Raw genomic sequence first — 10,836 nt, 5'->3', positions numbered from 1 at the left:
ACCGCCATCCGGTCGGCCGGGGTGGTGCACAGGCCCCGATCGGGTGCCAGACCGCCAGGGCGGGAGGATGCCGAGCCGGACCGCGCGGGCGGCACGCGGCATACAGTGCCTGGTATGCCGTCCGATGCCGATGCCGATGCCGTCACGAGGACCGCCAACCGCCGCGACCTGGAGGAGGGCATCCGCACGGACTTCTCCGAGGACCTGTCCTACGGCACCTATCTCGACCTCGACCGGCTCCTGTCGGCGCAGCATCCGCGCAGCGACCCGCCGCAGCACGACGAGCTGCTGTTCATCATCCAGCACCAGACGAGCGAGCTGTGGCTCAAGCTCCTCGTCCACGAGCTCCGCTCGGCGCGCTCACTCCTCATGGCCGACGAGCTGCAGCCGGCGCTCAAGCGGCTCGCACGGGTCAAGCACATCCAGCACACGCTGACCGACCAGTGGGCTGTCCTCGCGACGCTCACGCCGAGCGAGTACGCCCAGATCCGGCCGTGGCTCGCGACGAGCAGCGGGTTCCAGAGCTACCAGTACCGCGCCGTCGAGTTCCTCCTCGGCAACAAGAACGTCGACATGGTGCGGGTCTTCGACCACGACGACGCGGCCCACCACATGCTCGACGAGCTGCTCCACGAGCCGAGCCTCTACGACGTCTTCCTCGCCTACCTGTCGCGCCGCGGCTACGCCATCCCGCAGGACGTCCTCGACCGCGACGCGACCCAGCCGCCCGCTCTCCACGAGGGGCTCGTCGACGTCTTCGCCGCGGTGTACGCCGCCCCCGGCGAGCACTGGGGGGTCTACGAGACGTGTGAGGAGCTCGTCGACATCGAGGACAACTTCCAGGAGTGGCGGTTCCGGCACCTGCAGGTCGTCACCCGGACGATCGGGCACAAGCCGGGGACGGGCGGCAGCAGCGGTGTCGACTTCCTGCGCCGCGCGCTCGACCTCACCTTCTTCCCCGAGCTGTATGCCGTCCGGTCGCGGATCCCCTGAGCACCCCGACCGCCCGCGCCCGTCCGTGTCACGCCCGTCCATGCCAGGTCGGAAGGGGCAGGGCCGGGCGAGGCGAGCAGCTTTATCGGGTCACCCCACAACCCCGAGTCCACGCTTTATCGGGTGACCCCGGAACACTGAGCTTTATCGGGTCACCCGATAAAGCTGGTCCGGGCCGATGAACGCTGGGCGTCGATCTGGCGTTGGATGTCGGCTTGCGGACCATCGGGCGTGGGGTCGGACGCTGGGCGTCGGCCCTGCGAAGCATCCGGTGTGGCTTGGAACGCTGGGCGTCGGCCCGCGGACCATCTGGCGTCGGACGGACCTGGGCGTCGGCCGGCGGAGCGCTCAGGCGTCGGCGTTGGAGGGCCAGCCGTCGGGGCCGGCCGAGCCCGCGGCATACGACTCGAGAGGAACCTTGTCCGCCGCCCACGCCGTGATGACCGGCTCCATGATCCGCCAGCAGTCGACGGCCGCGTCGCCGCCCACCGACAGCAGCTGGTCGCCGTCGAGGATGTACCCGAGGACCTCGCCGTAGGGCTGCATCCGCGGCGCGGCGAGGGTCGCGGAGAGGGTCTTCTGCTCGAGATCGAGGGGGTCTCCCTCGGCGTTCATCGTCACGGTGAACGACACGCCGCCCGGCTTGAGATCGATGACGAGGCGGTCGCCGCCGGTCTCCCCGCGGAACCCCTTCGGCACATGGGCGACCGGCCGGAAGTGGACGACGACCTGCTTGCGCGGTGTGCCGAGGGCCTTCCCGCTACGTAGGACGAACGGGACGCCCTTCCACCGGTTGTTGACGACCTCGAGGGTGACCTCGGCCAGCGTCTCGGTGTGGCGGGCGGGGTCGACGCCCTCCTCCTTCGCGTAGTCGGGGATGGCCCGGTCTCCGATGCTTCCCGCCGTGTAGCGCGCCCGGCGCGAGGACCGCTTCGGCGAGCCGCCCCAGAGCCGCGTCGCGCGGAGCGCCTGCGACTTCTGCTCCTGCAGCTCCCGGGCGTCGAGGGTCGCGATCGACTCCATCGCGAAGATGGAGAGCATCTGGAGCAGGTGGCTCTGGAGCATGTCCTTGAGGGCGCCGGCTCCGTCGTAGTACCCGGCCCGTCCCTCGAGCGCGAGGTCCTCGTCGTAGACGATCTCGACCTTCTCGATCTGCTCGCCGTCCCACACCTGCTGGAGCACCCGGTTGGCGAACCGCATACCGATGAGATTGAGAACCGTTGAGACGCCGAGGAAATGGTCGATCCGGAAGATGTTGTCCTCGGGGACGGCGCGAGACAGCAGGCGGTTGAAGGCGACCGCGCTCCGGCGATCCGTGCCGAACGGCTTCTCGAGGGCCAGGCGGGTCGTCGCCGGGAGATCGAGACGGGCGAGGATCTCGCACGCCTTCATCGTGATCTGCGGCGGGAGCGCGAAGAAGATGACGAGAGGCCCGTCGCCACCGGCCTCGACAGCCTGCCGAAGGGAGTTGGCGTCGAGGACGTCGGTTCGGACGTATGCCGTCCTTCGGAGCACCGGATCGGCCACCTTCTTGGGGACCTTGGCCAGGCCGAAGGAGTCGGCGACGAGGGCCGTCCAGTCCTCGTGGCTCACCTCGACACGATCGGCCCCGACGACACGTACGTGGCGGTGGCGATCGGCGTCGAGGAGGGTCGCGAGGCCCGGCAGGAGCAGCCGGTGGGTGAGGTCGCCGTGAGCGCCGAGGATGAGGAGGGTCGTCGGGGCCTGCGTCTGCGCCATGGGTGCCAGCATTCCAGCCCCGGCCGTCCCGTCCAATCCCGGCTGCCCTCGTCGCCGGGAGTGGTTCGCCTCGACAGTGGGCGGCGCGTGTCGGCAGGTGTGGGCTTGTCGTGGTCGAATCGCGCCGGCGACCACGACAACCCCGCACGTGCCGAGAAGATGTCGTCGGATCGGCCGGGGGACGACGACAACCCTGCACGTGCCTCGTCTCACCCCACGGAGGGTGGGGACCGGCATACTTGCTCCTCATGAGCGGACCCCGGCGGCGGGTCATCCACACCGCACAGGCTCTGGTCGACGAGGTCCTGGAGGTGCCCGGCCTGCCGCGCCGCGGACAGAATGTCATGGCGACGAGCGCGCGACGGTATGCCGGGGGAGCCGTCAACATCCTCCTCGCCGCCGCGCGATCGGGCGCCACCTGCGTCCATGCCGGAGCCCACGGCACCGGCCCGAACGGCGACCTCGTCCGAGACGCTCTCGTCGCGGAGGGGGTCACGCTGTCGAGCCCTCGGTTGCGCGACCTCGACACCGGCGTCTGCGTCGTCCTCCTCGAGGAGTCGGCGGAGCGGACCTTCGTCACGACGATGGGTGCCGAGCGCTGCGTCACGACGCAGACCTTCGGTTCGAGCCACCCGGAGCCGGGGGATCTCGTGTGCCTCAGCGGCTACTCGCTGCTGCCGCCCGTATGCGACCCGCTCCTCGCCTTCCTCGACGGGCTCGCCCCCGGCGTGGAGGTGGTCCTCGACCCGGGGGCCGCGTTCAGTGCCTTGCCGGAGGAGCTGCGCGCCCACGTGCTGGCCCGGACGACGGTGTGGACGAGCAATGCCGAGGAGGCCGCGGCGGTCACCGGAGTGGAGGCGTTCCAGGAGGCTCCCGCCCAGCTCTCGGCACTGCTCCCGGAGAGCGCCGTCGCCATCGTGCGGGACGGCGCGAGGGGATGCGCCGTTCGACTCGGGGGGCGCACGGCATACGTCCCGGGGTTCCCCCAGGAGCCTGTCGACACCAACGGCGCGGGGGACTGCCACACCGGTGTCCTCGTCGCCTGCCGCGCCGCCGGAATGGACTGGGCCCAGGCCTGCCGCCGGGCCAATGCGGCGGCCGCGGTCAAGGTGACCCGACGGGGACCGGCGAGCGCACCGACCGCCCCTGAGATCGACGACTTCCTCGCCGCGCTCACCTGACCTCGCCCGCTCACCTGACCTCGCCCGCTCACCTGACCTCGCCCGCTCACCCGACGTGCCAGCGTGGGACGCTCCGGCCACCGACCCGCCGCCTGCTCGCTTTATCGGGTCACCCGACAAGGCTGAGCTTCACCCGACATTCGTTGTCGGGTGAAGCTCAGTGTTCCGGGGTGACCCGATAAAGCGACGCTCGCCCGGGCGAAACTGACCCACGGATCAGTCAGGAGAGCCGATAGAGCGAGTCCGGGTCGGGGAGAGCGGGGGACCGGGAGCTCGGGAGGTCAGGGGAGGCGGTCGAGGTCGGCGCGGCAGCGAGTCTCGAAGGCGTCGAGCTCGACGAGTGCGTCCTCGAGGTCGCGGCGCCGCTGCTCGAGGTCCGCGCGCCGCTCGTCGATCTGGGCGAGGACGTAGCGCAGCTGGCTCGCCTTGCCCCGCGGGGTGTCGTAGAGGTCGATGATCGTGCGGATCTCCTCGAGGGGGAACCCGAGCCGCTTGCCGCGGAGGATGAGCGCGAGCCGGGTCCGGTCGCGGCGGTGATAGATCCGCGACGTGCCTCGCCGCTCGGGGGAGATGAGCCCGAGCTCCTCGTAGTGCCGCACCGTCCGGTGGGTGACGCCGAACTCGTCGGCGATCTCGGCGATCGTCCACGTCGCGTCGTCGACCGGCGCACTTGTCATGCGACCGATCATGCTTTACCTTTACGTAAACGTCAAGCAGAGATCCTGCTGTCGTCCCGACCCCTGAGGAGCCAGACCGCCGATGTTCGAGCTGAGCAAGGAGCACGAGGACTTCCGCCGCGTCGTGCGCGACTTCGCCGAGGCGGAGGTCGAGCCGCACATCGCGCAGTGGACGCGCGACCACCACTTCCCGGTCGACCTCGTGCCCACGATGGGCGATCTCGGGCTCTTCGGCCTCGTCGTGCCCGAGGAGTTCGGCGGTGCGGGCGGCGACTTCACGAGCCTGTGCGTCGCCATCGAGGAGCTCGGCCGCGTCGACCAGTCCGTCGGCATCACCCTGTCCGCCGGGGTCGGCCTGGGCATCAACCCGATCCTCACCTACGGCTCGCCGGAGCAGAAGGACCGCTGGCTGCCCGATCTCGTCGCCGGTCGTGCCCTCGCCGGGTTCGGCCTCACCGAGCCCGACGCCGGGTCGGACGCCGGAGCCTCGCGGACGAGGGCACGGCTCGACGGCGAGGAGTGGGTCATCGACGGCGCCAAGGCGTTCATCACCAACTCCGGCACCCCGGTCACCTCGGTCGTCACCGTCACCGCCCGCACCGGGACCAACGACGACGGGTCCGCCCGGATCAGCGCCATCCTCGTGCCGTCCGGCACCGAGGGGTTCACCGTCGAGCCGGCATACGACAAGCTCGGCTGGTGGGTGAGCGACACCCACGGACTCACCTTCAGCGGCTGCCGCGTCCCGGCCGCGAACCTCCTCGGGGAGGAGGGCCAGGGCTTCCGGCAGTTCCTCAAGACCCTCGACGACGGCCGGATCGCCATCTCCGCCCTCGCCGTCGGATGCATCCAGCGGATGCTCGAGGAGACGACGGCGTATGCGAAGACGCGCACCGCGTTCGGCAAGCCGATCGGGGCCAACCAGGGCGTCGCATTCCCGATCGCCGACCTCGCCGTCATGGCCGAGGCGGCCCGGGCCCTGACCTACAAGGCGGCGTGGCTCAAGGACGAGCAGGAGGCCGGGCGGCGCTCGGTCGCGGAGGTCAAGCAGGCCGCCGCCGTCGCGAAGGTCTACTCGACCGAGGCGGCGAACGCGGCGACCCGCATCGCGACGCAGGTGTTCGGCGGCAACGGCTTCATGGAGGAGTACCCCGTGGCCCGCTTCCACCGCGACGCCAAGATCCTCGAGATCGGGGAGGGGACGAGCGAGGTCCAGCGGATGGTCATCGGCCGCCACCTCGGCCTGCCCACCGCCTGAGGCCCCGGCGATGCCTGACACAGTGGTCGGTATGCCGTCGCCCACCGACTCCTCCTCCGCGCCCTTCGCCACCGGGACCGATGCGGGGGCCGACGCGGGTGTCACCGAGCTCCGGGAACGTCTCGCGACGGCCTACCTCGCCTCGCAGACCCCCCCGGAGAAGGCGGCCGCGAAGCTCGCGAGCCAGCACAAGCTCTACGTCCGCGACCGCATCGCGCTGCTCCTCGACGAGGGGAGCTTCGTCGAGGACGGCCGCTTCGCGAACGCGCGGGCGGCGGGCCTGCCGGCCGACGGCGTCGTCACGGGTCACGGGACCGTCGACGGACGGCCCGTCATCGTCATCGCCAACGACCCGACGGTCAAGGCGGGGTCCTGGGGGGCGCGGACCGTCGAGAAGATCGTTCGAGCGACGGAAACCGCTCTGCGAGAAGAGCTTCCGGTGTTCTGGTTCATCGACTCGGCCGGCGCCCGGATCACCGACCAGGTCGAGATGTTCCCGGGCCGCCGGGGTGCCGGTCACATCTTCCACAACCAGGTCGCCCTGTCGGGCAAGGTGCCGCAGATCTGCTGTCTGTTCGGCCCGTCGGCGGCCGGCGGCGCCTACATCCCCTCGTTCTGCGACATCGTCATCATGGTCGAGGGCAACGCCTCGATGTACCTCGGGTCGCCCCGCATGGCCGAGATGGTCGTCGGAGAGCGCGTCTCGCTCGAGGAGATGGGCGGTGCACGGATGCACTGCACGGTCTCCGGGGTCGGCGACCTGCTCGCCACCGACGACACGGAGGCGATCGAGCTCGCGCGTCTCTACTTCTCCTACGTGCCGCAGTCGTGGCGTTCGGGATTGCCGTCCTACGCGCCGGAGCTGCCGTCCGCGCCGTTGACGCGGCATACCGTCCCGGAGCGGGAGAGCCAGCCGTTCGACATCCACGAGGTCATCGACGGGCTCGTCGACGACGACTCGTTCTTCGAGATCAAGCCGCTGTTCGCCGCCGAGCTCGTCGTCGGGTTCGGGCGGCTCGAGGGCGAGACCGTCGGCGTCGTCGCGAACAACTCGGCCGTCAAGGGCGGTGTGCTCTTCAGCGACAGTGCCGACAAGGCGGCCCGCTTCATCTGGATGTGCGACGCCTACTCCATCCCGCTCGTCTATCTCGCCGACGTGCCGGGGTTCATGATCGGCTCGGAGGTCGAGCGCGGCGGCATCATCCGGCACGGCGCGAAGATGGTGTCGGCCGTCGCCGCCGCGACCGTGCCGCAGGTCTGCGTCATCGTGCGGAAGGCCTACGGCGCGGGCCTGTATGCGATGGGCGGTCCGGGGTTCATGCCCGACGCGACGATCGCCCTCCCGACGGCGCGGATCGCCGTCATGGGCCCCGAGGCGGCGGTCAACGCGGTGTATGCCAACAAGATCGCCGAGGTCGAGGCGGCGTCCGGGGTCGAGGCGCGCGACGCCTACATCGCGGCGCGGCGGGCCGAGTACGTCGCAGACGTCGACCTCGAGCGCCTCGCAGCCGACCTCGTCGTCGACCAGGTCGTCGAGGCCGATGCCCTGCGCGACGAGCTGCTGCGCCGCCTCCGGTACGCCGCCGGACGCGAACGCCACTTCGCGACGAAGCGCCGCGACATCCCGCCCGTCTGAGCCGCCCTGCCCGGACCCGCCCCTCCCACGTCCGCCCGACCCGACAGATCGGGCGGACGTGGTGTCACCAAGTACTTGATCTGATATAGTACATGGCGTGGCACAGCAAGAGGCTCTCGCGGCGGACCTGCTCCGCGGGCACACCGACACGATCGTGCTCGGTGTGCTCCGTGGCGGGGACCGGTACGGCTTCGAGATCTTCAAGACGATCCGGGACGCGACGGGCGGTGCCCACGAGATCAAGGAGGCCACCCTCTACGCGACCTACCGCCGCCTCGAGAAGGACGGGCTCGTCGAGGCGTACTGGGGTGACGAGACGCAGGGCGGGCGCCGCAAGTACTACCGGATCACCGATGCCGGTCGCGCGGTGTACCGCTCCAACGTGGCCACCTGGGTCGCGACCCGCCGGGTCATCGACTCCCTCCTGAACCTGACCGAGACGTCCGAGAGAGGCGCCGACCGATGAGCACCGAGATCCACCGCCTTCTCGACGAGGCGTTCGCGGGCGTCGAGCTCGACCCGCAGACCCAGGACCTCAAGGAGGAGATCCGCGCGAACCTCCTTGCCCGGGTCGACGAGCTCGAGGCGTCAGGAGCGACACCCGCGGAGGCCGCCCGCCGGGCCATCGACGAGCTGGGCGACGTGCGCGAGCTCCTCGGAGGGCCGGACGCGGCGGGTGCGACGGCCGGCGAGGCAGCGGCGCAGGGGTCGGAGCCGGGTGGCCGCCGACCCGAGCCGCGTTTCGACGCAACGGCCTTCGCGCAGCACCGTGTGCGACCGCGGCCGGCCTTCGTGCTGCGCACCGTGCTGTTCGGCGTCGTCGCGGCCGTCGCTCTCGCCCTCTTCGGGCTCGGCGTGACCTCCCTCGTCTCCATCGGGGTGGCGGGCCTACTCGGTCTCGCCGCTCTCGTCGCCGTGCCGCTTGGCATGCTGACGGCCGACGCGCTCCTGCAGGAGACGACGCACAACCACCCGCTGCCCCGGCAGCGCGCCGCCGGCTTCGGAGCCGCCACCGGGGTCGCCCTGGCGGCGCTCGCGCTCGCCGGCGCCTTCGCCGCATACCCGGACGACACCGCTCTGGTCATCGCGGCGGCCCTCTTGGCGGTCGTCGCCGTGGCGGTCTTCGCCTGGCTCGGCGCGACCCAGACCAACCGCCACAAGGCGTGGACCCGCTCTGCGGCGGAACAGCTGTCGCCCAACCGGTTCGAGGAGGATCCCGAGGCCGCGGCCCGCTTCGGCATCTACACCGTCGTCATCTGGCTCGTGGCCTTGGGCGTCATCGTCGCGCTCGGGCTCACCGTCGGCTGGTGGTGGGGGCTGCTCGCCGTCGTCGGAGGCCTCGCCGCGACGATGCTCGTCCTCGCCCGCATGCTCTTCCGGCCCCGACCACCCGGCGGCTGAGCCGTCCGGCTGGGCTGCCAGCCACCCACCCACCCAGACACTTCGGAAGCGAGAGGACGCTTCGCCATGCCCGAAAACCACCCAGCCCACCCGGCCCACCCGGCGCACCCGACCGGCACGGCCGCCCCGGCCATCACGGCCCGCAACCTCGTCAAGACCTACCCCGGCCGCGGCCGCCGGCCCGCCGTCCGGGCCCTCGACGGCCTGAGCCTCACCGTGCCGACCGGCTGCGTGTTCGGCGTGCTCGGGCCCAACGGCGCCGGCAAGTCGACGACCATCCGGATCCTCACGACCCTCTCGCGCCCGACGGATGGCACGGCCACCGTGGGCGGGCACGACGTCGGACGCGCCGCCGACGCCGTCCGCGCAGCCATCGGCTACGTCTCGCAGGGCACGAGCACCGACCCGCTCCTCACCGCCGTCGAGAACCTCGAGATCGCCGGCCGGCTCCGCGGTGTCGGACCCGCCGCCGCCCGCATGCGGGCCCGGGTCCTCCTCGAGGAGTTCGGGCTCGGCGACGCGGCGCGCCGTCCCGTGAGAACCTTCTCCGGGGGCATGCGCCGCCGGCTCGACGTCGCCGCGGCGCTCGTGCACCGGCCCAGCGTCCTGTTCCTCGACGAGCCGACGACCGGCCTCGACCCGGAGGCGCGGGCGGCGATGTGGGCCGAGATCCGGCGGCTGTCGAGCCAGTCCGCCCTCACCGTCGTCCTGACGACGCACTACATGGAGGAGGCGGACCGGCTGAGCGACCGGCTCGCGCTCGTCACCCGTGGCCGAGTCGTCGCCCGGGGCACACCCGCCGAGCTCAAGGCGGCGCTACACGGCGACTCGCTGCGGGTGACGCTCATCGAGCCCGACCCCGTCGTCGTCCGCGCCGCCGTCGGGCCGCTGCCCGGCCTGCGCGACGTCGTCGTCGAGACGTCCGGGGTCGACGGCGTCCTCGCCGCCCGCACCGACAACGCGTCGACGGCGGTCGGTGCCGTCATCTCGGCGCTCGACGCGGCGGGAGTCCGCTACGGACAGGTGGCGGCCTCCCATCCGACCCTCGACGACGTGTACCTGCACTTCGTCGGACACACCTTCGCCGGCGCCCAGGTCGCCCCTGCGACGGGACCGGCGGACCCCACGAGCCGGAACAGCGAGAAGGGAACGGCAGCATGACGATCGTCGCCGCGCGTTCAGGATGGTTCACCCAGACCAGTCAGGTGTTGCGCCGCTGGCTCATCGTCGTCATGCGACAGGCGTGGGGACCGGTCATGTCCCTCGTCCAGCCCGTCATCTGGATCGTGCTGTTCGGCCACGTCTTCAGCGCGGTCGGCGCACTGCCGGCGTTCGGATCGTCGAGCTACGTCGCATACCTCGTGCCCGGCATCCTCATGATGACGGTGCTGTACTCCGGCGCCTGGGCGGGGACGGGCTTCATCGACGACATCGGCTCCGGCGTCATGGACCAGTACCTCACCTCGCCCGTCTCGCGCTCGGCGATCATCTCCGGTCAGCTGGCGCAGCAGCTGATCATCAACCTGGCCCAGTCGGTCGTCGTCCTCGGCATCGGCTGGCTCGCGGGCGCGCGGTACCCGGGCGGGCCCACCGGGATCGCCGCGAGCATCGCCGTGGCGACGCTGCTCGCCGCGATCTTCTGCTGCTGCTCGAGCGCGGTGGCGCTGACGACGCGGAGCCAGATCGCGCTCATCAGCCTGTCGCAGCTCGTCGTGCTGCCCGCGACGTTCCTGTCGACGACGATGATGCCGGCCTCGCTCATGTCGGGCTGGGTCGGCACCGTCGCGCGATGGAACCCGATGTCCTGGGCGGTCGAGCTCGGGCGCGGCGGGCTCACCGGCTCCTACCCGGACGCGGCGTGGTGGCATGCCGGCGGTCTCGCCGTCCTGGCCGCCCTCGCCTTCCTCTGGGCGGTGCGCGCGATCCGCTCCTACCAGCGGACCGTCTAGC

At 71.3% G+C, this 10,836-nt stretch carries 10 protein-coding genes; 8 read left to right on the top strand and 2 right to left on the bottom strand.

Going from position 1 to position 10,836, the window contains the following annotated elements:
• Positions 1 to 114: 114 nt before the first annotated feature.
• On the top strand, positions 115 to 993 hold the full coding sequence (locus BN12_RS07175) for a tryptophan 2,3-dioxygenase (RefSeq protein ID WP_048551271.1): 879 nt from the start codon (positions 115 to 117) through the stop codon (positions 991 to 993).
• 348 nt (positions 994 to 1,341) lie between these two features.
• On the opposite strand, the gene BN12_RS07170 is transcribed toward BN12_RS07175, so the two are convergent.
• On the bottom strand, positions 1,342 to 2,733 hold the full coding sequence (locus tag BN12_RS07170) for a glucose-6-phosphate dehydrogenase (protein WP_048551269.1): 1,392 nt from the start codon (positions 2,731 to 2,733) through the stop codon (positions 1,342 to 1,344).
• A 248-nt stretch (positions 2,734 to 2,981) separates the two neighbouring features.
• Here BN12_RS07170 and BN12_RS07165 point away from each other — a divergent pair, with 248 nt between their 5' ends.
• Positions 2,982 to 3,914 carry a PfkB family carbohydrate kinase gene (locus BN12_RS07165; protein ID WP_048551265.1) on the top strand — a complete coding sequence of 311 codons (933 nt, stop codon included), beginning with the start codon at positions 2,982 to 2,984 and terminating at the stop codon, positions 3,912 to 3,914.
• 281 nt (positions 3,915 to 4,195) lie between these two features.
• Here the strand turns inward: BN12_RS07165 and BN12_RS07160 are convergent, their stop codons facing one another.
• Positions 4,196 to 4,591: a MerR family transcriptional regulator gene (locus tag BN12_RS07160; RefSeq protein WP_048556083.1), complete on the bottom strand. Its 396-nt coding sequence runs from the start codon at positions 4,589 to 4,591 to the stop codon at positions 4,196 to 4,198.
• Between the two features lie 82 nt (positions 4,592 to 4,673).
• On the opposite strand from BN12_RS07160, the gene BN12_RS07155 reads away from it, so the two are divergent.
• The 6 genes from BN12_RS07155 (at position 4,674) to BN12_RS07130 (ending at position 10,835) form a co-directional block, all read left to right on the top strand.
• Complete coding sequence (locus BN12_RS07155; RefSeq protein ID WP_048551263.1) at positions 4,674 to 5,849, top strand: acyl-CoA dehydrogenase family protein; 1,176 nt, start codon at positions 4,674 to 4,676, stop codon at positions 5,847 to 5,849.
• 10 nt (positions 5,850 to 5,859) lie between these two features.
• Complete coding sequence (locus BN12_RS07150) at positions 5,860 to 7,485, top strand: acyl-CoA carboxylase subunit beta (protein WP_235432324.1); 1,626 nt, start codon at positions 5,860 to 5,862, stop codon at positions 7,483 to 7,485.
• 97 nt (positions 7,486 to 7,582) lie between these two features.
• Positions 7,583 to 7,951 carry a PadR family transcriptional regulator gene (locus BN12_RS07145; RefSeq protein ID WP_048551260.1) on the top strand — a complete coding sequence of 123 codons (369 nt, stop codon included), beginning with the start codon at positions 7,583 to 7,585 and terminating at the stop codon, positions 7,949 to 7,951.
• Positions 7,948 to 8,886 carry a permease prefix domain 1-containing protein gene (locus BN12_RS07140; protein ID WP_048551258.1) on the top strand — a complete coding sequence of 313 codons (939 nt, stop codon included), beginning with the start codon at positions 7,948 to 7,950 and terminating at the stop codon, positions 8,884 to 8,886. Before BN12_RS07145 ends, BN12_RS07140 begins: the two co-directional genes overlap by 4 nt.
• Positions 8,887 to 8,952: 66 nt before the next feature.
• Positions 8,953 to 10,047: an ABC transporter ATP-binding protein gene (locus BN12_RS07135; protein WP_048551255.1), complete on the top strand. Its 1,095-nt coding sequence runs from the start codon at positions 8,953 to 8,955 to the stop codon at positions 10,045 to 10,047.
• On the top strand, positions 10,044 to 10,835 hold the full coding sequence (locus tag BN12_RS07130) for an ABC transporter permease (RefSeq protein ID WP_048551251.1): 792 nt from the start codon (positions 10,044 to 10,046) through the stop codon (positions 10,833 to 10,835). The genes BN12_RS07135 and BN12_RS07130 overlap by 4 nt, the downstream gene beginning before the upstream one ends.
• Position 10,836: the final 1 nt, after the last annotated feature.

Origin of the sequence: Nostocoides japonicum T1-X7 (genome assembly GCF_001046855.1) — a bacterium.
Classification (GTDB): Bacteria; Actinomycetota; Actinomycetes; order Actinomycetales; family Dermatophilaceae; genus Nostocoides; species Nostocoides japonicum.
This window is presented reverse-complemented; position numbering and strand designations above follow the sequence as displayed.